Annotated in this window: 21 protein-coding genes; 6 read left to right on the top strand and 15 right to left on the bottom strand. The window is 59.7% G+C overall.

The window, feature by feature from the left end:
• The first annotated feature begins 45 nt into the window (after positions 1-45).
• Entirely contained in the window at positions 46-645 is a 600-nt protein-coding gene (locus C1896_08495) for a DJ-1/PfpI family protein (protein ID AZZ44942.1), read from the top strand.
• Between the two features lie 42 nt (positions 646-687).
• Here the strand turns inward: C1896_08495 and C1896_08490 are convergent, their stop codons facing one another.
• The 8 genes from C1896_08490 to C1896_08455 form a co-directional block, all read right to left on the bottom strand.
• Positions 688-3,225 (bottom strand): penicillin acylase family protein, encoded by a 2,538-nt coding sequence (locus C1896_08490; protein AZZ44941.1) that lies wholly within the window; start codon positions 3,223-3,225, stop codon positions 688-690.
• 61 nt (positions 3,226-3,286) lie between these two features.
• Entirely contained in the window at positions 3,287-3,751 is a 465-nt protein-coding gene (locus C1896_08485; GenBank protein ID AZZ44940.1) for a DUF2489 domain-containing protein, read from the bottom strand.
• A gap of 7 nt (positions 3,752-3,758) precedes the next feature.
• A complete protein-coding gene (locus C1896_08480; protein AZZ44939.1) occupies positions 3,759-3,956 on the bottom strand; it encodes a zinc chelation protein SecC in 198 nt (65 codons plus the stop codon).
• Positions 3,957-3,964: 8 nt separating this feature from the next.
• Complete coding sequence (locus C1896_08475) at positions 3,965-4,420, bottom strand: hypothetical protein (protein ID AZZ44938.1); 456 nt, start codon at positions 4,418-4,420, stop codon at positions 3,965-3,967.
• 235 nt (positions 4,421-4,655) lie between these two features.
• On the bottom strand, positions 4,656-5,393 hold the full coding sequence (locus C1896_08470; protein ID AZZ44937.1) for a 5'-methylthioadenosine phosphorylase: 738 nt from the start codon (positions 5,391-5,393) through the stop codon (positions 4,656-4,658).
• A 14-nt stretch (positions 5,394-5,407) separates the two neighbouring features.
• On the bottom strand, positions 5,408-6,406 hold the full coding sequence (locus C1896_08465) for a beta-N-acetylhexosaminidase (GenBank protein AZZ44936.1): 999 nt from the start codon (positions 6,404-6,406) through the stop codon (positions 5,408-5,410).
• 16 nt (positions 6,407-6,422) lie between these two features.
• Positions 6,423-6,947, bottom strand: a complete 525-nt coding sequence (locus C1896_08460) for a hypothetical protein (GenBank protein AZZ44935.1) — start codon at positions 6,945-6,947, stop codon at positions 6,423-6,425.
• 39 nt (positions 6,948-6,986) lie between these two features.
• Complete coding sequence (locus C1896_08455) at positions 6,987-7,694, bottom strand: TetR/AcrR family transcriptional regulator (GenBank protein ID AZZ44934.1); 708 nt, start codon at positions 7,692-7,694, stop codon at positions 6,987-6,989.
• A 195-nt stretch (positions 7,695-7,889) separates the two neighbouring features.
• On the opposite strand from C1896_08455, the gene C1896_08450 reads away from it, so the two are divergent.
• Together C1896_08450 and C1896_08445 are read left to right on the top strand one after the other, a co-directional pair.
• Positions 7,890-8,498: a repressor LexA gene (locus C1896_08450; GenBank protein ID AZZ44933.1), complete on the top strand. Its 609-nt coding sequence runs from the start codon at positions 7,890-7,892 to the stop codon at positions 8,496-8,498.
• A gap of 10 nt (positions 8,499-8,508) precedes the next feature.
• Positions 8,509-8,988, top strand: coding sequence for a cell division protein (locus C1896_08445; protein ID AZZ44932.1), 480 nt, complete (start codon positions 8,509-8,511; stop codon positions 8,986-8,988).
• Between the two features lie 76 nt (positions 8,989-9,064).
• Here C1896_08445 and C1896_08440 read toward each other — a convergent pair whose 3' ends face one another.
• Entirely contained in the window at positions 9,065-9,301 is a 237-nt protein-coding gene (locus tag C1896_08440) for a hypothetical protein (GenBank protein ID AZZ44931.1), read from the bottom strand.
• A gap of 177 nt (positions 9,302-9,478) precedes the next feature.
• On the opposite strand from C1896_08440, the gene C1896_08435 reads away from it, so the two are divergent.
• A complete protein-coding gene (locus C1896_08435; GenBank protein AZZ44930.1) occupies positions 9,479-10,318 on the top strand; it encodes an EamA family transporter in 840 nt (279 codons plus the stop codon).
• A 38-nt stretch (positions 10,319-10,356) separates the two neighbouring features.
• Here C1896_08435 and C1896_08430 read toward each other — a convergent pair whose 3' ends face one another.
• The 6 genes from C1896_08430 to C1896_08405 form a co-directional block, all read right to left on the bottom strand.
• Complete coding sequence (locus C1896_08430; protein ID AZZ44929.1) at positions 10,357-10,875, bottom strand: PasA protein; 519 nt, start codon at positions 10,873-10,875, stop codon at positions 10,357-10,359.
• 76 nt (positions 10,876-10,951) lie between these two features.
• On the bottom strand, positions 10,952-13,564 hold the full coding sequence (gene topA, locus C1896_08425) for a type I DNA topoisomerase (protein AZZ44928.1): 2,613 nt from the start codon (positions 13,562-13,564) through the stop codon (positions 10,952-10,954).
• 303 nt (positions 13,565-13,867) lie between these two features.
• Positions 13,868-14,095, bottom strand: coding sequence for a DUF1653 domain-containing protein (locus C1896_08420; protein ID AZZ44927.1), 228 nt, complete (start codon positions 14,093-14,095; stop codon positions 13,868-13,870).
• 79 nt (positions 14,096-14,174) lie between these two features.
• Positions 14,175-15,350, bottom strand: a complete 1,176-nt coding sequence (gene fadA / locus C1896_08415; protein ID AZZ44926.1) for an acetyl-CoA C-acyltransferase FadA — start codon at positions 15,348-15,350, stop codon at positions 14,175-14,177.
• Between the two features lie 17 nt (positions 15,351-15,367).
• The gene (fadB, locus tag C1896_08410) at positions 15,368-17,515 is read right to left on the bottom strand and encodes a fatty acid oxidation complex subunit alpha FadB (GenBank protein AZZ44925.1); all 2,148 of its coding nucleotides are present in this window, start codon (positions 17,513-17,515) and stop codon (positions 15,368-15,370) included.
• The gene (locus C1896_08405; GenBank protein ID AZZ44924.1) at positions 17,515-17,847 is read right to left on the bottom strand and encodes a hypothetical protein; all 333 of its coding nucleotides are present in this window, start codon (positions 17,845-17,847) and stop codon (positions 17,515-17,517) included. The genes fadB and C1896_08405 overlap by 1 nt, the downstream gene beginning before the upstream one ends.
• 122 nt (positions 17,848-17,969) lie before the next feature.
• Here C1896_08405 and C1896_08400 point away from each other — a divergent pair, with 122 nt between their 5' ends.
• Positions 17,970-20,003, top strand: coding sequence for a peptidase S9 (locus tag C1896_08400; protein ID AZZ44923.1), 2,034 nt, complete (start codon positions 17,970-17,972; stop codon positions 20,001-20,003).
• Between the two features lie 121 nt (positions 20,004-20,124).
• On the top strand, positions 20,125-20,484 hold the full coding sequence (locus C1896_08395) for a DUF2892 domain-containing protein (protein ID AZZ44922.1): 360 nt from the start codon (positions 20,125-20,127) through the stop codon (positions 20,482-20,484).
• Positions 20,485-20,689 lie beyond the last annotated feature (205 nt).

Below are 20,689 nucleotides of genomic sequence, written 5' to 3'. Positions count from 1 at the left end.
CGAATAATCGCCTCTTAAGCTCAGCGCATACGACAGGTGCCCGTCATGCCCACATTCGTCGGTATCTACGTTTACCCCGACGTCGAGGTGCTCGATTTTACGGGACCTTACGAGGTATTCACCACCGCGACGCGGCTGGCGCTGCGCGACGGTCAGCCACCGCCCTTCTCGACGTCAACCATCGCTGCGCGCAAGGGGCTCGTGCGCGCCAGGGCGGGCCTGGTCGTCCAACCCAACTACAACTTTGCCAACCACCCCACCATCGACTTGCTGATCGTCCCGGGCGGAGTGGTCACTAACGAACTGGAGAACCCAGAGGTGGTTCGGTGGATCGAGAAAACCGCCGCGCAGGCCGGACTCACCGCCTCGGTGTGCACCGGCGCCTTCCTGCTGGCGAAAGCCAACGTGCTTTACGCGCATAAGGTGACCACGCACTGGGAAGACATCAGCGAACTGAAAGCGATGTTCCCGCTGCTCAAAGTGGTCGAAGGCTGCCGCTGGGTTGATACCGGCCGCTACGTAACCTCGGCAGGTATTTCGGCCGGTATCGACATGAGCCTGCACTTGGTCGAGCGTATCGCTGGCCGCGAACTGGCCGAAGCCACCGCCCGACAGATGGATTTCGACTGGCGCAAGAACAGCTGACCCGAAACAGCACCAGTACTGCTTCGTCCATCGATCAGTGGGCTATTTAGGCGCCGGCGTGAGCAGCAATCGCTGGGTGCCGTAGACCTTGTCGAGATTCTCCGATTTAAATGGGAAGCTCATGTAGCCGCCTTTCAACCAGGCCTCGATGCCGTCTGCGTAGTGGGGGCTGGCCGGGTTGCCCGACTGACCGGTGCTATTTAGCCCGATCATCGGCTCATCACGACCGAAGTCGACAATGATCCGCATTGCCGGAATCAGCCAGGTATCGAAATTGTCGCCCCAGCGGTAGGCCGACACGTTCAGCGTGCTGTGATCGCCACCAGCCGCTACCGGCCCCCGATCCAGATAGCCGTTGATCGCATTGATGCCGGCACGCTGGCTGGGCGACATGTAAGGCGCCAGTTGAGTAGTGCCGCTCTTCCAGGTGTAGGTATGCAGCTGCCCCCACTGCCAGGCACTTCGATCAGCACCCAGGGCAGTTTCCATACGACTGACCGAAGCGGCAAGTGAGCGCGCCAGAATGGCCGGCTTGTCTTCCTGTTGGGACGTACCGATATCGTCCCAGAACGGGCTGTCGTCGCGGCCGAGCAGATGATCGGCCTGTGCCGAATAGGAGGCGTTTGCGGTCTCGACCAGCGCCTTCCAGGCGGCGCTACCCTCCGGCCCCAGCTCGTCGAGAAAGGTCTGGCGTGCCGCCTCCATCAGGAAGGTTTCATACAGCGCTGCGTCCGCAGAGCCAGCAGCGAGCTTGCCATCGAAGCGCAGAAGGGTCGAAAGCGCTTCACGTGCCCGGCGCCGCTCAGGCTCGGCAAGCGTATCGATGGCGGCTTTCAGCGGCTCCGCCATTCCCGGCGCCTGCAGCATGGTCTGCAGCTTCGCCGCAAAGGTTGTCGTCTGGTCATACTGCATTGCGATCACACTGCGGGTGTCCTGCTTGCCCCGACCAAGCAGCTCGGCAATACGCTCGGCACGCTCCGGGTAGTACCAGGAATTGGACAGCTGCATGCCATAGCCCTTAGGCACGGTGCGATGATTGGCGGTCCCTAGCCAGCCTTGTATCGGATCCTGATCATAGGGGTGAAGCATGGGATCGGCGTAACCGTCCCAGTCATAACGCCCTTCCCAACCGGGCGACGGAAGCAGGCCCAACCCCTCGCGCCGGTTCGGATAGCGTCCGGTGACCTGCCAGCCGGTACTTTGCTGGTCGGCAAACACGATGTTCAGTGCCACAGCACGGATGTCGCGGGTCGCCTCGAACGCCTGGTCGACGGATTTCGCACGGGTCAGGTCGAAAAATGCATCCAGCGTCTGATCAGCCTCGAACTGGTTGGTCTTCAGAGCCAGCCCGTAACCACTGCTCAACTGCAGCGGCTGCAAGGGGTGTTTGCGCTCCCCTAGAACGCTATTGAGCAACGGCCCGTTGCGTGTCTCGTAGATCGTTTCTCGGACAGGGCGCGCGCCCTTGATAAAGAAGGTCTCATTTCGCTCGCGAGCCGGCACCCACTTGCCATCGGCCAGATACAGCAAGCGGGTGCCCTCGCGCCGTACCTGCTCGAGAAAGAGGTCCTGGGTATCGCCCATGACCATGGTCATGCCCCAGCCCAGCTTGCCGTTGAACCCGGCGACCACAGCAGGCACGCCAGCAATCGTCACGCCTGCAGCCTGAAACTTCGGCGAGCGAATCTGCACGAAGTTCCAGTACGACGGCATGGACAGCGGCAAGTGCGTGTCATTGGCCAGGATCGGCTTGCCACTGCGCGTATTGCTGCCGGAAATGGCCCAATTGTTCGAAGCGGCGACCCCCAGCATGTTGAGCGAGGCAACTTGAGCGGCAGCGCTCTCAAGCTCAGCAAGCCCAGCAATATCGCCGGTAAGCTTCAAGCCTTTGAGCTTGTCGGCCTCCTCAAATGGCAACGCCTCGTCTGGGTAGGTGGGCAGCAGCCAGGCGACGTTGTCCGCACCGACTTTCTGCGCCATGACCAGCGATGCGATTTCTTCCTGAAGATTGACCGCCAGGCCGAAGTTCAACAGACAGAACACCAGTGCCGAATCTTCAGCCTTCCAGTACTCAGGCGTATAGCCTGTGACGGCAAGGTCCATCGGCAACTTGTCGCGATGACGGAACAGGTAGGCGTTAACGCCTCTGGCATACACCTCGAAGAAGCGCTTCATCCGCGGCGAGCTTTCCCGATACAGCACCGCAGCGCTTTGCCGAAGGTTTACCGCACGCATGAAGCGGTCGACCTCAAGCACTCCAGGCCCGGCCATTTCAGCCAAGCGCCCTTGGGCCATGAGCCGCATGCTGACCATCTGACTCAGCCGGTCAGTGGCATGTACGTAACCCAACCCGAACAGCGCATCATGAAAGTTCGCCGTTTCAATCAGCGGCATACCCAGCGTGTTGCGACGGATGCTTACGCTCTTGTCCAGCCCCGTAATCGCCTGGACGCCCTGGGCAGGCGGCAGACTGTCGCTGTAGCGACTGTCCAGATAGGCCTGGCAGCCGCTAAGGGCTCCGCCCACAAATACGGCGCCCAACGTCAGGCGAACCAGAAAAAACGGCAGGCGCAGTGGCATCAACGGCTCCTTGCGGGCAGGGCAGTAGAGATATGAAAAAGGATGTGGTCTGCCGTCGCGCTCAGGCGGCTTGGTGATTCTTTGGCAGTGCTTCATCAAGCAGCCAGCGGGCGGAGCGGCGCGCCTCGGCCTTGTGCTGCAGTTCGAGCGCACTGAAGCGTGCCTCATGATGGCGACGCTCAGAACGATCCAGCGCTTTCCAGGCGTCATGAGTAGGGACTTGCGAGGTCTCCTCGAAGAGCACCTGAAAAACCTGACAGCGCGGGTCCTGACCCAGCGCGGAATCGAAGTTATCCAGCAGCACCTTGATCCGGATAGCACCTTCGATCAGAGGGACCTGTTCTTCGAGCAGGCTGCTCGCGAGCACGCGTAGGTCTGCGGCAAGCGCTGCGTGCTGCTGCGCCTGCATCTCCGCTAGCTGTTGCTCTCTTCGCCATACCCTGCGCCATAGATGCAGGGCGTATCCCGCCAGGGCCGCGATCAGCAGCAGGGCAGCTATGAGCAACACTATGGCGAAGGGTGTCATGCGCGGATCAGGCTCCGTGGCACTTCTTGAATTTTTTCTGGCTGCCGCATGGGCAGGGATCGTTCCGACCGACATCCTTCAGCGGATTACGCACCGGATCGTGGCTGTGGTTGCAATGCGGGCCGTGTACATGCCCGTGGTCCTGGTGTGCGTGATCATGATCATGATTGCAATCGGGACCGTGCACGTGTGTTTCGTGGTTCATCGGTACTGCTACTCCGGGATAAAGTTGCCGGGGATTATCTCGCCATTGGTTGAGATGTGCACGCGCCGTCCGAGCATTAGACCGGTTTTCAACTCACCATCCAGACGATAGGCAATCGGGCGATCCGGCTTTTCCAACAGACGCACAATGTACTTCATGTGCCGCCAGAGATTGGTATGTATCGGCACCTCGTAATACTCGAAGCCGTTTCCTGGAACGGTTGTCCAGCCGCTGGACTCTCCGCTTGCCAGCTCGATGTCGTTGAGGTGGACGGTATACACCAAACCGCGAACCGGCAGGCTCTGCTCGTTGGGATTGTCGATGCGAAAGCGCAGCATGAACTCCTGTTCGAGCAGCCTGGCTTTGATGATTTCGACGTTTTTAAGTTGGACGCGGGGATCCCGGAAATCACTGCTGAACCAGGTGGAACAGCCTGCAAGGCCGGCCAGCAGACTCAACAACATCACCGTTCTGGATATTCTTCTTATGGGTGCGTGGCAAAGCATTCCGGTACTCCAAAGGACGGCCAAGTGTAGCAAGCAGCGGATCGCCCGCAACGGGTTGTTTGGCGAAACTAGCAGCGACGTGCTACGTCTTTGCGACCACACTGACGACGCCTGGCGAAGCCGTCAACGCCGTTACCGCCGTTACTGCCAGCATGCCACTGGCTAGCCACGGCACCAGCTGGCGGGACTGCAATCAACTAGCCAGCGCGCGAGCCAGCACCGCACGTACCTTCACGATCCCTTCAGCCAGCGCAGCCTCGATTTCCGCCATAGTGATGATCCCACTGCTTTTGCCCGCAGCCGGATTGACCACCAGCGCCAGACAGGCGTAGGGCAGCTCCAGTTCACGCGCAAGCACCGCCTCGGGCATACCGGTCATCCCGACGATGTCGCAACCATCGCGCTCCATCCTGGCGATTTCAGCGACCGTCTCCAGCCGCGGCCCCTGAGTACAGCCATACACGCCATGACTGCTGAACAGGTAACGTTCAGCAGCCAGACCGGCGATCAGGCGCTGGCGCAAGGACTCGTCATAGGGATAGCTGAAGTCGACATGGGTGACATGCTCGATGTCTCCTTCGAAGAACGTGTGCTCGCGGCCGTAGGTGTAGTCGATCAACTGATGCGGCACGCAGAGGTGACCGGCCCCCATGGCCGAGTGGATGCCTCCGACCGCATTCACTGCGATAACGGCCTGCGCGCCGGCACGCTTTAGCGCCCATAGATTGGCGCGATAGTTGACCTGATGTGGCGAAACCCGGTGCGGGTGACCATGCCGAGCGAGAAACAGCATCTCGCGACCGGCGTACTCTCCACGCAAGATGTCGGCCGACGGCGGACCGTAGGGCGTTTGCATGGGTATCGCCTCAAGCAGGGTCAGCCCAGGCAGCTCGGTAAGCCCCGTGCCGCCGATAATGGCATGGACTGTCATCTGTGTTTCCTTGGTCAAGCGATCAGTTCGGCGGCTTTGAGTGCAGCGACGGATGCGCGCCAGCGTGGATCCTGTTTGTATTCCAGAGAGCCGCAAGCCCGGTTGCGCATTCTGCCCAAAGCCGGCGATGGCTGCGCCCCGAGCCGCTGCAACGCCGACAATGCAAGCTCAGCAGCCCCGCGATCGTTACACACCAGCCCCATATCGCAACCCGCCATCAGCGCCGCCTCGATGCGGCTCGCCGCATCACCGACGACATGCGCACCAGCCATCGATAGGTCATCACTGAAAATCAAGCCGCGGAATCCCAACTCATCGCGAAGGACATCCTGCAGCCAACGCCGAGAAAAACCAGCGGGCCTGTCATCTATTTGCGGGTAGATAACATGGGCGGGCATCACGGCATCAAGCTCGGCGGCCAGCTTGCGGAAAGGAACGAGATCCTGGCCGCGCAGTTCATCCAGCCCGCGCTCATCGACCGGTATTGCGACATGAGAATCCGCTTCGGCCCAGCCGTGACCCGGGAAGTGCTTGCCAGTGGCCGCCATTCCGGCGCTGTGCATGCCCCTGATGAAAGCGCCGGCCAGCTCGCTGGCCCGTTGTGGATCACCCTCGAATGCACGCGAACCAACCACAGCGCTGCGCTGGTAATCGAGATCCAGCACTGGCGCGAAACTGAAATCGAGACCGACTGCGAGCACTTCAGTCGCCATCACCCACCCGCAAATTTCTGCCAGCTCCTGCGCATTGGGACGGGAGGCGAATTCGCGCATCGCCGGTAACCGGACGAAGTCACGCCTCAGCCGCTGGACGCGCCCCCCTTCCTGGTCGACCGTCAGCAGCAGATCAGGCCGCACCGCTCGAATCGCTCGGCAAAGCTCCTGGACCTGAAGCAGGTTTTCGATATTCCGGGCAAATAAAATAAGCCCGCCTACTTCCGGTTGGCGTAGCAATTGTCGGTCCTCGGCGGTCAGCCAAGTACCGGCAATATCCAACATCAAAGAGCCATGCATGTTAGTGAGCGAATCCTTATATCAGCGTTGCGCTTGACCAATCCGGGCATGCAGCTTCGCCGATATACACGGCACAGCCAGCGGGCACACGGGGAAAAAGTTCGAGCAGGTCGGCATTGCGTAACCTGATGCAGCCGTGGGAGAGCGGTATTCCCATAGGCTCCGAATCCGGCGTGCCATGCAGATAGATGTAGCGGCGAAAAGTATCGACTGGACCCATCCGGTTGTACCCCGGCTCGCAACCGCTGAGCCAGAGGATCCGGGTCAGGATCCAGTCACGGCCAGGAAACCGTTCATGCAGATCGGCATCCCATACCTCCCCGGTCCAACGCCGTCCGCGCAAAACGGCTCCCGGAGGCAAGCCCTCACCAATGCGCACGCGCACCTGATGGAGGCCTCGCGGCGTACAACCGGAGCCATTGCGTTCACCAGCACCATTACGCGCGGTTGAAACCGGGAAACGGAGGCACAGGCAGGAATCGGCAAACCCGTAGAGCGTCTGGTCAGCGATCGAGATATGGAGGAAATCGAGGTCATTCATGGGCGGCTAGCTTAGCCGATCGCCCCGTGAGGATGCACCCTAGCCCTTGGCTGGCATTGCCAAGGCGTTGCGTCGGGCAATTGGATGGGCCTGCGCCAGGCCTGGATCTGCGACACCCGAGTCGGCCCGCATACCCGCCGCAAGAAACGGGACCATCATGCGCATGACCTGCTCAATCGAGGTTCTTGCGCCGAAATCGTTCTCGGCGATAGCCCTTAACGCTTTGATACCCGACATACTGAAAGCCGCAGCGCCCAGCATGAAATGCACACGCCAGAACAATTCGATCGGCGGGATCGACGGCGCGGCCTCGTGTACTCGATGCATGTAACGGCGAAACACCTTGCCGTACATGTCCTCGAGATAGCGACGTAGATGCCCCTGGCTCTGACTGAAGGAAAGCCCCAGCAGACGCATGAAGATGGACAGGTCATCGCCGCTACGCGGCGTCACTGCCAGCGCTTGCTCGACCAGGATCTCCAGTAACTCTTCGAGGCTTTCCTTCCTGTCAGACTGCGCTTCGCGCCTATCCAGCTCCCGCTCGAGGCTGATGCAGAAGGGCCCTAGAAAACGCGAGAAAACTGCCTGAATAAGTGCCTTTTTCGAACCGAAGTGATAGTTCACTGCGGCCAGGTTGACGCCGGCTTTGCTGGTGATCAGACGCAGCGACGTCTCGGCGAACCCCTTCTCAGCGAATAGCTGCTCCGCCGCATCCAGGATACGCTCGACTGTTTCGGACTGCGCCATGCCCTCTCCCCCGACAAACATCTGTTTGAAACTTACGTTTCAACCTACACCAAGTCAACCGACATAGCGCCGAAATGCTTCGGCGCCCCTTTACTGCGCGTACAGCCTACCTGTCGCCCAATCAAACAACGATTGCCAAGCATTCGGTACTGTATATAATCCCAGTCACTGTATAAAAGAACAGAGACCCTTTTGATGATCAAGCTGACCCCTCGCCAGTCGGAAATTCTCGCCTTCATCAAGCGCTGCCTTGAAGACAACGGCTACCCGCCGACACGTGCCGAGATCGCTCAGGAGCTGGGTTTCAAATCTCCCAACGCCGCAGAGGAGCACCTCAAGGCTTTGGCTCGCAAAGGCGCCATCGAAATGACGCCCGGCGCCTCTCGCGGGATACGTATTCCAGGCTTCGAACCGGCTACCGAGGACAACGGCCTTCCGGTAATCGGCCGGGTTGCTGCCGGTGCGCCAATTCTGGCGCAGCAACATGTTGAAGAATCTTGCCAGATCAATCCTTCATTTTTCCAGCCGAAGGCTGATTACCTACTGCGCGTCAACGGTATGAGCATGAAGGATATCGGCATATTTGATGGGGATCTGCTAGCGGTCCATACCACGCGTGAAGCACGGAATGGACAGATAGTCGTGGCCCGAATCGATGACGAAGTAACTGTTAAACGTTTTAAACGTGAAGGCAGCAAGGTCTGGCTGCTTGCCGAAAACGCCGAGTTTGCGCCTATTGAAGTTGATCTTGAACAGCAAGAGTTGGTTATCGAAGGTTTGAGCGTCGGCGTAATACGCCGCTAAGGAGAGGTTCATGCAGTACCATCCCCAACCCACCGCAAGCAAACCACCGCAGCTTTCCTTGTTCGAAGGGCTGATCGCGCATCGCCTGACACCGTTCGCAGAGATAACGCACGCCCCACAGCCCGCCGACGACTGCCTGAGTGAAATGACCCTGACCGGTAGCGGGGATCACTGCCGCCAGTTGCTGGCTCCCATGCTGCGCGAGCTCAGTGAGGCAGCGGATACTCGCTGGCTCACGTTGATCGCACCGCCTGTATCGCTTTCACAGAGTTGGCTGCGAGAAACCGGACTGAATCGTGACCGCATTCTGTTGCTCCAGGCCCGCGATAGCCAGACTGCGCTTGAGCTGGCATGCAAGGCGTTGGTATCAGGCTGCAGCCACACGGTCATTACCTGGTTCCCACGCATCGACAAGGCGGGCCGCCTGAAGCTGCGCGTGGCGGCAGCCCAGGGCAATGCACAGAGCTTGAACATACGTCTGGGTAGCTAATACGCCCCAACCGGTTGGCATAAGGATGTGCCGAAACCCGCCAGGAGCCGCAAAGGCGACCAGGCGTCTTTACCCCTCAATGCAACACGCGCGGCCCTTCTTCCTCCCGCTCGAAATCACCCTCCGATACGCGCCCCGCCATCTGCACGCCAATGTTGAACATGGCCTTAGCGACCTCAACATGCTGACCTTGCAGGAACGCCTTGGCATCATCAGAAAAATCCAGCGTGACCAACACGCCTTCGTCCTCGGCACGACGCAGCACAATGCTGCCGTCGGGTAGCTCGACGATTTCCAGAAAAGACGTTGGCATTGGCATGCTCCCCTTGAAACCGCGCATTGTAACAGCCGACCGCCCAGGCGGCAGCCTTTGGGTTTAGCTGCCAAAACACGATGCTGAACTGCTACATAGTCTCGCGCAGGCAGGAAGCAGATGCGCGTTAACGCGACGGCACAGTAGGATGGCTGCCTATTGAGACCGGACCGCAGGATGACCATAAGAACCTTGCTACTGACCGCGCTGGCCATGCTCGCCTTCGCCGGCAATTCGCTGCTTTGTCGCGCAGCTCTGCGGGACAGCCAGATCGATCCGGCCAGCTTCACTGCGCTACGCCTATTTGCCGGTGCACTGGTGTTGTGGCTTTTGTTGTGTCTGCGAGGGAGGTCTTCTTCAAGCTCAGGCAGCTGGCGGGGCGCCCTCGCGCTCTTCGCCTATGCGACTTCGTTCTCTTATGCCTACCTCGACCTTGACGCTGGCGCCGGCGCGCTGCTGCTGTTCGGAGCCGTGCAGCTAAGCATGATCACCTGGGGGATGCTGCACGGTGAACGCTTGCATCGCGGGCAGACAGCCGGGATGCTCCTGGCAGGAGCAGGGCTACTTGTGCTTCTGCTGCCAGGAACAAACACACCGCCGCTATCGGCATCACTTCTGATGGTGCTGGCAGGAGCGGCGTGGGGGGCCTATTCGCTACTGGGTAAAGGAACGCCGGACTCACTTGCCGCTACTGCGGGCAATTTCATTCGCACCCTGCCAATCGCCGTCCTGTTATGCCTGCTTGCGTTGAACACGCTGGAGTGGGACAGCGCCGGATTGATCTATGCGCTGCTGTCTGGCGGTTTGGCCTCTGGCATCGGTTACGCCATCTGGTACGCAGCGCTCCCCGGCTTGGGGGCCATCCAGGCGGCCAGCGTGCAACTGAGCGTGCCACTTCTTACCGCCTTGGCGGGGAGCCTGCTGCTAGGGGAGCCCTTGACCGGGAAGCTGCTGGCCGCCGGCCTTGCGATTCTTGGAGGCATTGCGCTAGTCATGCGTCTTAAACCAAGCACTTGATCCACTACCAGACACAGCAACGTTGCACGTCTATTCGCTTACCACTCGGTAAGCGACTCGCGAAAGCGTAAGGCCAGCTCCTTCAGCCTGCGCCGCCAAGCCTCCAGCTCTTCACGCGCCAGCGCCGGGACCTGCGCATCTACACTGACCGCCTCGATCAACGGCATGGTTGGATCGGTTTTGGTCTTAGCAGGCGCACGAGGTGGCTCGAAGAGTGCTGAGTACGCTTTCAGCAGTTGTGCCAGCCAGGTTTCAGGATGCTCGGCCAACTCAATCAGCTCGGCGAGCTCCGGGCTCGATGACGAGCCCTGCACTGATGGCATCAGCAATAGCTCTGGACGCGGTGCGCTAGCGCCAGGCAGGCGGTAGTAGCCAGCAATCTCGTGACATAGCCCCAGCAGCGCGCCATATAGATGAAAAAGACTAGCCTCGCGCTCGGCCTGGATCAGGCCTGGCGCATTCAGCGCGCCTTTCTCCTCGGCCCGCCGCCAATTCTCGAGTGCGAGTCCGGCGAAGTAAATTTTCTGGTTGGTACGGGTGTACAGCTCATGAGCCATGGCGACGCTCTCCCAAGACTTGAAACGCTACAGGTCGAAGCCCGCGACAAACCTGGCTCCGACCCGAGGCTGCCAGTTACTTACCGGTGCTTTTGTCCTCTACTTTCCACTTGCTGCCATCGAAGAAGGCTTTCCAGCCAGTCGGCTTGCCGTTGACCTCAGTTTGCACGTACTGCTCCTTGGTCTTGCGGCTGAAGCGGATCACAGCCGGGCGGCCTTCCGGATCCTTCTGAGGCGCACTCAGCAGAAAGTGATACTTCGGGTCGATCTCATCCTTGTGAGGAATCAACTCCAGTACTAACGGTGCCCGGGTCTCGCGATTCTTCGGAAACTGGCTGGCGGCCAGGAACAAACCGGAAGCGCCATCGCGCAGTACATAGGTGTCGTCGACCTTTTCACATTTAAGCTCAGGCATCTTCACCGCATCCATCTTCGGCGGAGCCGCCTCACCGCTTCTGAGCAACTTACGCGTGTTCTTGCATTCGCCGTTGGTGCAACCGAAGAACTTGCCGAAACGGCCCGTCTTGAGCTGCATTTCACTGCCGCACTTGTCGCACTCCAGACTCGGCCCCTCGTAGCCCTTGATGCGGTACTGGCCCTCTTCGATCTCGTAACCCGTGCAATCGGGGTTGTTGCCACAGATATGCAGCTTATGGGTTTCGTCGAGCAGGTAAGCATCCATCGCCGTGCTGCAGATCGGGCAACGATGTTTGCCCAACAGCACGCGAGATTCGGACTCCCCTTCGTCATCAGCGGCAATCTCATCGCCCGGAATGAGGTTGACGGTGGACTTGCAGCGCTCTTTAGGCGGCAGGCTGTAGCCGGAGCAACCGAGAAAGACCCCAGTGGAGGCTGTGCGAATCATCATCGGACGTCCGCAGACCTTGCACGGAATGTCGGTCAGCGTGGGCTGGTTGGCACGCATCCCGTTCTCGCTTGCCTCAGCGACCTCCAGCTTCTTTTTGAAGTCACCGTAGAACTCGTCGAGTACATGTTTCCACTCGCGCTCACCCTGTGCGACATCGTCGAGATTCTCTTCCATGCCGGCAGTGAAACCATAGTCCATCAGGTTGTTGAAGCTTTCCGAGAGGCGCTCGGTAACGATGTCGCCCATCTTCTCGGAATAGAAACGGCGGTTATGCAAAGAGACATAGCCGCGATCCTGGATCGTCGAGATGATCGCCGCATAGGTCGACGGCCGACCAATTCCGCGCTTTTCCATCTCCTTGACCAGGCTCGCTTCGGAGAAGCGCGCAGGTGGCTTGGTGAAGTGCTGGCTCGGGTCGAGCTTGATCAGCTTCATCCCGTCGCCCTTATTCATGTCCGGCAGGACGTCGTCTTCACCGCTCTTGCTCTGCTGCGGCATGACCTTGGTGTAACCGTCGAACTTGAGGATCCGACCCTTCGCGCGCAACTCGTAATTTCCGGCGGTCACTGTGACGCTGGTTGAAAGATACTGAGCCGGCGGCATTTGGCAGGCGACAAACTGGCGCCAGATCAGGTCATAGAGGCGCTCGGCGTCCCGTTCCATGCCGGTCAGCTGTGCCGGGCGCAAATTGACGTCCGAAGGACGAATCGCCTCGTGCGCTTCCTGAGCGCCTTCCTTGCTGGAATAGAAGTTCGGTTTCTCAGGGAGATACTTGTCGCCAAATTCGTCTTCAATAAAGCCACGAACCATGCTCAGAGCATCAGCCGACAGGTTGGTCGAGTCGGTACGCATGTAAGTGATGTAGCCGGCTTCGTAGAGCCGCTGCGCCATCATCATGGTTTTCTTCACGCCGAAGCCTAGGCGGTTACTTGCGGCCTGCTGCAGGGTCGATGTGATAAACGGCGCGGACGGCTTGCTGCTGGTCGGTTTGTCTTCACGCTTGGTGACACTGTAAGTGGAATCCTTGAGCTGCTCGAGCGCCGCCATTGCATGCGCTTCGTTGAGCGGCTTGAAGGCTTCGCCATTTTCGCGAGCAACCTCGAAGCGGACCTTGGCATTGCCGCTCGTGTTGAGGTCGGCGTGTACTTCCCAATATTCTTCAGGCACGAACGCACGGATCTCGCGTTCCCGCTCGACTACCAGCTTCACCGCAACAGATTGCACGCGTCCAGCAGAGAGTCCGCGAGCGATCTTTGCCCAGAGCAGCGGGGAAACCATGTAGCCCACCACCCGGTCGAGAAAGCGCCGCGCCTGTTGCGCATTGACCCTGTTAATGTCCAGATCGCCCGGCTTGGAGAAGGCCTCCTGGATCGCCTTTTTGGTGATCTCGTTGAATACCACGCGCTTGTAACGGCTGTCGTCGCCGCCAATGGATTCGCGCAGGTGCCAAGCGATGGCCTCCCCTTCTCTATCCAAGTCGGTCGCGAGATAGATGGTGTCGGCTTCCTTGGCCAGGCGACGAAGCTCATCGATAACCTTTTCTTTGCCAGGCAGGATTTCGTACTTCGCCTTCCAGCCGTGCTCGGGATCGATGCCCATGCGGGTAAAAAGCTGACGCTTGGCTTTCTCCTTCGGCGAAAGCGCCGGGGCTTCGGCCGCTGCAGCCTTGCCGCGCTTGACCGGCTCCTTGTTGGCAGAGCCGCTGGTGGGAAGGTCGCGGATGTGGCCGATACTCGACTTCACCACGTATTGGTTGCCCAAATACTTGTTGATTGTCTTGGCCTTGGCCGGTGATTCCACGATGACCAGCGATTTACCCATGGAGAGGAGAGTTCCTGAATCGAGAGGTGAACTGAGAGTGTTGAACCGGCCGCAGCCCGACGTCGAAACGTCACCCGGCCTGCCGGTTAAGAAGCGAAGCAGCCTAGCCAGCCTGCGAAGAGCAATCAATTGCTCCAGAAATCATCCGTACCCAAATCCATTGGCAGCCTAACTGCCTGGCAGGGGTTTTATCGTCCGAAACCGAGGGGAGTCGTCTTCACTCGGTTCGAAAGCACCGCTATATATAGTGGCGATAGAGCCGAGGTCAAGCGCAGGGCTTAAGCCAGCTCGTCCGGGCGACGCCTAAAAACGGCTGGACTCGGCTTCGATCAGGGCGAAACGGGGAAGCGTTTCACCGTCGACCTCCACCGTCTCGGTGAACATCGAAAGCGGGCGCACCCATAAGCCGTAATCCCCGTATAGCGCCTGGTAGAAGACTAGCGACTCTTCCGTTTCGGAGTGCCGAGCCACTGCATATACGCGGTACTCGGGGCCTTTGTAATGGCGGTAACGGCCTGGCGTGACGTGCATCGCGGCTGCCTCTGAAAAAAATCGCTCATCAAAATGAAAACCGGGGCACGAGGCCCCGGTTTTCGTGTCGCCAACTAGCTTAGACGCGTTCGAACACTGTGGTGATGCCTTGGCCAAGGCCGATACACATTGTGGAAACGCCCAGCGTACCGCCGTTCTGCTTCATCACGTTCAACAGGGTGCCCGAAATACGAGCGCCCGAGCAACCGAACGGGTGACCCAGCGCGATGGCGCCGCCATGCAGGTTGACCTTCTGCTCCATCTTGTCGAGCAGCTTGAGATCCTTCAGCACAGGCAACGCCTGAGCGGCGAAGGCTTCGTTCAGCTCGACGAAATCAATGTCGTCCATGGTCAGACCAGCACGCTTGAGCGCCTTCTGAGTCGCCGGCACCGGGCCGTAACCCATGATTGCCGGATCCACGCCTGCCAGGGCCATGGAGCGAATCACGGCCATCGGCTGGATGCCCAGATCCTGTGCGCGCTGAGCGGACATGACGATCATGCAGGACGCACCGTCGGTGATCTGCGAAGACGTACCTGCAGTCACGGTACCGCCCTTGGGATTGAAGGCCGGCTTGAGTGCCGCCAAGCTTTCGAGGGTGGTCTCGGGACGAATGGTTTCATCGTAGTCGAAGACTTTGAGGAAACCGTTTTCGTCGTAGCCTTCCATCGGGATGATTTCATCCTTGAACATGCCGTCGACGGTGGCCTTGTGGGCCAGACGATGCGAGCGCTCGCCGAATGCATCCTGCTGCTCACGGGTGATGCCATGCATCTTGCCCAGCATTTCTGCAGTCAGGCCCATCATGCCGGACGCCTTGGCGGCATACAGCGACAGTTGCGGGTTCGGATCGACACCATGCATCATGCCGACGTGGCCCATGTGCTCGACACCACCCACGACGAAGACATCACCGTTACCGGTCATGATCGCCTGAGCGGCGGTGTGCAATGCGCTCATGGAAGAGCCGCACAGGCGGCTGACGGTTTGCGCGGCACTGGTGTGCGGGATGCGAGTCAGCAGCGAGGCCATGCGGGCCACGTTCCAGCCCTGCTCGAGGGTCTGGTTGACGCAGCCCCAGATCACATCTTCCACTTCGGCCGGGTCGACCTTGGAGTTGCGTGCCAGCAAGCCATCGATCAGGTGCGCAGACATGGTCTCGGCGCGGGTATTGCGGTGCATGCCGCCCTTGGAACGACCCATCGGGGTACGGCCGAAGTCGACAATGACGACGTCTCTCGGATTAAGGCTCATATCTCTTTATTCCTCAATTAACCGTAGAAGCTCTGGCCGTTGGCAGCCATTTCACGCAGCTTCGCAGTCGGCTGATACAGCGGGCCCAGGTCGGCGTACTTGTCGGCCAAGGCCACGAACTCGGCGACACCGATCGAATCGATGTAGCGCAGTGCACCACCACGGAAGGGAGGGAAACCGATGCCGTAGATCAAGCCCATATCAGCTTCGGCAGCGGTTTCGACGATGTTGTCTTCCAGGCAGCGGACCGTTTCCAGGCACAGCGGGATCATCATGTAGTTGATGATGTCCTCGTCGGACAGCTCGCGAGTCTCGCTGACCACCGGCTTGAGCAGCTCGTAGGACTGCGGGTCGACTACCTTCTTCGGCTTGCCCTTCTTATCCATCTCGTAGACGTAGAAGCCTTTGCCGTTCTTCTGGCCGAGGCGGTTGGCGTCATACATGACGTCGACAGCCGTGCGGGTGTCGTCCTTCATGCGATCCGGGAAGCCTTCAGCCATCACGTCACGGCCGTGGTGGCCAGTGTCCATGCCGACCACGTCCATCAGATACGCCGGGCCCATGGGCCAGCCGAACTTCTCCATCACTTTGTCAGCGCGAACGAAATCCACACCGTGAGCGATGGCACGGGCGAAGCCGCCGAAGTACGGGAACAGCACACGGTTGACCAGGAAGCCCGGGCAATCGTTGACCACGACCGGGCTCTTGCCCATTTTCTTGGCGTAGGCAACGGTGGTGGCGATCGCGGTTTCGCTGGTCTTCTCGCCACGGATCACTTCCACCAGCGGCATCATGTGCACCGGGTTGAAGAAGTGCATGCCGCAGAAGTTTTCCGGACGCTTGAGCGCCTGGGCCAGCAGGCTGATGGAGATGGTCGAGGTGTTAGAGGCGATGATCGCATCATCACGCACCAGGCCTTCGACTTCAGCCAGCACGGACTGCTTGATCTTCGGATTTTCGACAACGGCTTCGACGACGATGTCGACGTGACCGAAGTCGCCGTAGGACATGGTGGGACGAATGGCATTGAGGGCTTCGGCCATCTTCGCCGGAGTCAGGCGACCTTTTTCGACGCGCTTGCCGAGCAGCTTGGAGGCCTCGTTCAGCCCCATCTGGATGCCTTCTTCGCGGATATCCTTCATCAGGATCGGTGTGCCTTTGACAGCCGACTGATAGGCGATACCACCACCCATGATGCCGGCGCCGAGCACGGCAGCCAGTTTCACGTCACGGGCTTGCTTATCGTAGGCCTTGGCCTTTTTCTTCAGCTCCTGATCGCTCAGGAACAGACCGACCAGGCTCTGCGCAACAGAGGTCTTGGCCAGTTTGACGAAGCCAGCGGCCTCGACTTCGATCGCCTTGTCGCGGCCGAAATTGGCGGCTTTCTGAATGGTCTTGATCGCTTCGACCGGCGCCGGATAATTCGGGCCCGCCTGACCGGCCACGAAACCCTTGGAGGTTTCGAAAGCCATCATCTGCTCGATGGCGTTGAGCTTGAGCTTGTCCAGCTTCGGCTGACGCTTGGCCTTGTAGTCCAACTCGCCGGAGATGGCGCGCTTGATCAGATCCAACGCGGCGGCCTGCAGCTGCTCGGGGGCAACCACGGCATCTACGGCGCGAACCTTGAGCGCATCTTCGGCACGGTTTTCCTTACCGGACGCAATCCACTCAACAGCGTTGTCCACGCCGATCAGACGCGGCAGTCGAACGGTACCGCCGAAGCCTGGGTAGATGCCCAGTTTCACTTCTGGAAGGCCGACCTTAGCAACAGTGGACATGACGCGGTAGTCAGCGGCCATGCACATCTCGAAACCACCACCCAACGCGATGCCGTTGATGGCAGCGACGGTCGGGACACCGAGGTCTTCGAAATCGCTGAAGATCTTGTTCGCTTCGAGGTTACCGGCGACCAGCTCCTCATCGGACATCTTGAAGTTATCGACGAACTCGGTGATGTCCGCACCGACAATGAAAACATCCTTGCCGCTGGTAACGATGACGCCCTTGACCGAAGCGTCCGCCTTGATGGCGTCGACTGCCTGGCGAAGGTCGTTGAGGGTGAGGCGATTGAACTTGTTGACGGACTCACCCTTGAGGTCGAAATTCAATTCGACGATGCCGCTCTCAAGAGCCTTAACCGTGATGGCTTTACCTTCGTAAATCATCAACTGATCTCCACGGTATGGAAGCTGAACGTTACGTGTCGCACGTCATTGGTCCGAAGACCGTCACCGTTACCGGTGAAACGACACCCACCGACACGATAAACCGGGCTGACGGCATTTGCGTGGCAAACGCTCGATTCATACGCCCGTTTGATTTGGGTGAGCACACCTTCTTTGAAAAGCACCGGAATGTCAATCGACAGGCCAAGCCGCGAAGACGCTTCACCCGGACCAAGACCAATAAGCCTAGCCAAGACCAGGCCCTCGCGCGGCCAGCAGGCCCAGCTTTTATTGCATGGGCGGGCATTCATGCAGCTGATCCCAACCGCCATCCCTGATGGACCACTTCTTCCGCCCAGCGTCACAACCAGCCTGGCTTGCTTGTACACTCACCGCCTGCACCCAAAATCTCGTTCAGCTGCGCCAGTGCGTAGCCGCGCTCCAGGAGTTACGCATGTCTGCCCCCATTGCCCGCGTCGAAACAGGCCAGGATCCATACAAGTGGCTGGAGAACCGCGACGCACCCGAGGTGCTCGATTACCTGAAAGCGGAAAACGCCTATCTGGAAGAACAGCTGGCTGACCAGGCCCAACTGCGTGAATCGTTGTTTCTCGAGATCAAAGGCCGTATCCGTGAGACTGACCTTTCGCTGCCCTCCCCTTGGGGACCCTGGCTCTATTATCAGCGCACCACGGCTGGCGATGAATATCCGCGCCACTACCGCTGCGCGCGCCCAATGGATGGCTCATTCGCCGTGGATGAAGCGAGCGAGCAGCTTTTGCTCGATCCCAACGAGCTGGCGGCGGGAGGATTCCTGTCGCTGGGCGCGTTCAGTGTCAGCCAGGACCACAGCAAGCTGGCTTACAGCCTCGACACGCAAGGCGACGAGATCTATCAGCTGTTCATCAAGGACCTGCACACAGGCGAGGTGACCGCCCTGCCCTTCGAGGATTGCGACGGCAGCATGACCTGGGCCAACGATAACCAAACCCTGTTCTTCGGCGAACTCGACGACACCCACCGCCCCCACAAGATCTACCGTCACCGGCTCGGCGACAACGATCGCACCGAGGTCTATCACGATCCGGACGGGCGTTATTTCGTGCATTGCTACCGAGCCAGCTCAGAGCGCCAGCTGGTTATCCTCTCCAACAGCAAGACCACCAGCGAAGCCTGGGTGCTGTCAGCGAATGAACCCGAAGGAAACTGGGTTTGCTTGGCACCACGCCAAGACGACCACGAGTACTACCCCGACCATGGCCTTCTCGATGACGAGTGGAGCTGGTTGATTCGCAGCAACCAGGCAGGCATCAATTTCGCGCTGTATCAGGCTCCGGAGTGCACGCCGCAGCGCGAGCACTGGAACGAGCTGATCGGCCACAGTGACTCGGTAATGTTGGAAGATATCAGCCTGAACGCCGGCGCGGTCACGCTGAGCCTGCGCGAGGCCGGACTGCCTATCATCGAGGTTCGCCCATCAACCGGCGCGCCCTACCGGTTGCAACTGCCGGATGCAGCCTACAGCCTCCATGTACACAACACGCTTGAATTCGATAGTCCGGTGATCCGGCTGCGCTACGAAGCACTGAACCGCCCGGCTCAGATTCGCCAGCTGAACCTCTCCGACGGTAAGCAGGAGGTACTCAAGGAGACTCCGGTCGAAGGCCCCTTCGATGCCGATGCCTATGAGAGCCGACGTATCTGGGCAACAGCCGACGATGGCACTCAGGTGCCGATCAGCCTGGTCGGTCGTCGAGAGCAATTTGGCAAACCCGCGCCCCTGTATCTTTATGGCTACGGCGCCTACGGCCACAGCCTGGACCCCTGGTTTTCCCACGCCCGACTGTCACTGCTAGATCGCGGCTTTATCTTCGCCATTGCCCATGTCCGAGGTGGTGGTGACCTTGGCGAGGCCTGGTACCGGGCTGGCAAGCTGGAGCACAAGCCGAACACCTTCAGCGATTTCATTGCCTGTGCCGAGAGACTGATAACCGACGGCTACACAGAACCGGCTCGACTCGCCGTCAGCGGCGGGAGCGCCGGCGGTCTGCTGATCGGCGCCGTGCTCAATCTGAGGCCGGACCTCTTCGGTGCGGCGATCGCCGAAGTGCCATTCGTCGACGTCCTGAACACCATGCTCAACGCCGACTTGCCTTTGACAGTGACCGAGTACGACGAGTGGGGCGACCCGAATCAGCCCGAGGTGCATGCGCGCATCAAGGCCTATGCGCCTTATGAGAACGTACGCAGCCAGCCTTACCCGGCAATCCTTGCGGTCGCTGGCTACAACGACAGCCGAGTGCAGTACTGGGAAGCCGCCAAATGGGTCGCCAAGCTGCGCGCCCAAAAGACAGACGACAACCTACTGCTACTGAAAACCGAGTTCGGTGCCGGACACGGCGGCATGAGCGGTCGTTATCAGGCGTTGAAGGACGTGGCGCTGGAATATGCCTTTGTGCTCAAGGTCTTTGACAGGACAACCCGCTAGCAGCGGTGCTGCACAGTTGCCGCCCGCTCCTTGCTGGCGGCGCGGCCTTGCCGACTTGCGGTCGGAACGAGACCCGCTCGCGGGGGTCATCTATCACACCATCGTTTCGGAGTGATTACCCATGAGCAGGACATCTGACCAGGCTTCACAGAACGTGCACGGCTGGGAGCGCGCAGCATCGATTATCGGCGGCCTGTACTTCCTTGGTAAAGGCCTTGGGCGCGGCGGCTTGGGTGGCGTCCTGCAGCTGGCGGTAGGCGGGATGGCATTGGCGCGAGGCGTTTCCGGCCAGTGCGAAGCCAAGCGCATGCTCAGTGAGGTGAACGAACAAGCCAGAATGGCCGAGGGCAATTCACGAAGCATGCCGCTCGAGCGCAGTGAGGCAGATGACGTGCGCCTGAAAACCAATGCCCAGGCGGCCACCGGCACTGCGACGGTGACCGGCAACGACTCGCTCGACAATCCGCGAGCGGGCGTCTGATCGGGCTTCTGCTACGCGAGCGGTAATTGCTCCAAACCCGCTCGCATGGAAAGCTCGCCCCGCCAGCGAAAGCGGGCCGTCTTGCTGGCCAAAAACGAAAGCGGCGCCCCGAGCCAGCATCCCCACACTAATCAAAAAGCAGAACCGCTCCCGAGCCCTGTGTAAAAGGCGCGCCTTGGGGCGGTAGGTCTTTCAGAGCGGCTCC

The organism is Pseudomonadaceae bacterium SI-3 (assembly GCA_004010935.1).
Lineage (GTDB): Bacteria > Pseudomonadota > Gammaproteobacteria > Pseudomonadales > Pseudomonadaceae > Stutzerimonas.
This window is presented reverse-complemented; position numbering and strand designations above follow the sequence as displayed.

What these genes read in the sequence shown, in the direction of transcription:
- C1896_08495 (AZZ44942.1), top strand. Translation starts at nt 46, where the DNA reads ATGCCCACATTCGTCGGTATCTACGTTTACCCCGACGTCGAGGTGCTC.
- C1896_08490 (AZZ44941.1), bottom strand. Translation starts at nt 3,225, where the DNA reads ATGCCACTGCGCCTGCCGTTTTTTCTGGTTCGCCTGACGTTGGGCGCC.
- C1896_08485 (AZZ44940.1), bottom strand. Translation starts at nt 3,751, where the DNA reads ATGACACCCTTCGCCATAGTGTTGCTCATAGCTGCCCTGCTGCTGATC.
- C1896_08480 (AZZ44939.1), bottom strand. Translation starts at nt 3,956, where the DNA reads ATGAACCACGAAACACACGTGCACGGTCCCGATTGCAATCATGATCAT.
- C1896_08475 (AZZ44938.1), bottom strand. Translation starts at nt 4,420, where the DNA reads ATGTTGTTGAGTCTGCTGGCCGGCCTTGCAGGCTGTTCCACCTGGTTC.
- C1896_08470 (AZZ44937.1), bottom strand. Translation starts at nt 5,393, where the DNA reads ATGACAGTCCATGCCATTATCGGCGGCACGGGGCTTACCGAGCTGCCT.
- C1896_08465 (AZZ44936.1), bottom strand. Translation starts at nt 6,406, where the DNA reads ATGCATGGCTCTTTGATGTTGGATATTGCCGGTACTTGGCTGACCGCC.
- C1896_08460 (AZZ44935.1), bottom strand. Translation starts at nt 6,947, where the DNA reads ATGAATGACCTCGATTTCCTCCATATCTCGATCGCTGACCAGACGCTC.
- C1896_08455 (AZZ44934.1), bottom strand. Translation starts at nt 7,694, where the DNA reads ATGGCGCAGTCCGAAACAGTCGAGCGTATCCTGGATGCGGCGGAGCAG.
- C1896_08450 (AZZ44933.1), top strand. Translation starts at nt 7,890, where the DNA reads ATGATCAAGCTGACCCCTCGCCAGTCGGAAATTCTCGCCTTCATCAAG.
- C1896_08445 (AZZ44932.1), top strand. Translation starts at nt 8,509, where the DNA reads ATGCAGTACCATCCCCAACCCACCGCAAGCAAACCACCGCAGCTTTCC.
- C1896_08440 (AZZ44931.1), bottom strand. Translation starts at nt 9,301, where the DNA reads ATGCCAACGTCTTTTCTGGAAATCGTCGAGCTACCCGACGGCAGCATT.
- C1896_08435 (AZZ44930.1), top strand. Translation starts at nt 9,479, where the DNA reads ATGACCATAAGAACCTTGCTACTGACCGCGCTGGCCATGCTCGCCTTC.
- C1896_08430 (AZZ44929.1), bottom strand. Translation starts at nt 10,875, where the DNA reads ATGGCTCATGAGCTGTACACCCGTACCAACCAGAAAATTTACTTCGCC.
- topA (AZZ44928.1), bottom strand. Translation starts at nt 13,564, where the DNA reads ATGGGTAAATCGCTGGTCATCGTGGAATCACCGGCCAAGGCCAAGACA.
- C1896_08420 (AZZ44927.1), bottom strand. Translation starts at nt 14,095, where the DNA reads ATGCACGTCACGCCAGGCCGTTACCGCCATTACAAAGGCCCCGAGTAC.
- fadA (AZZ44926.1), bottom strand. Translation starts at nt 15,350, where the DNA reads ATGAGCCTTAATCCGAGAGACGTCGTCATTGTCGACTTCGGCCGTACC.
- fadB (AZZ44925.1), bottom strand. Translation starts at nt 17,515, where the DNA reads ATGATTTACGAAGGTAAAGCCATCACGGTTAAGGCTCTTGAGAGCGGC.
- C1896_08405 (AZZ44924.1), bottom strand. Translation starts at nt 17,847, where the DNA reads ATGGCGGTTGGGATCAGCTGCATGAATGCCCGCCCATGCAATAAAAGC.
- C1896_08400 (AZZ44923.1), top strand. Translation starts at nt 17,970, where the DNA reads ATGTCTGCCCCCATTGCCCGCGTCGAAACAGGCCAGGATCCATACAAG.
- C1896_08395 (AZZ44922.1), top strand. Translation starts at nt 20,125, where the DNA reads ATGAGCAGGACATCTGACCAGGCTTCACAGAACGTGCACGGCTGGGAG.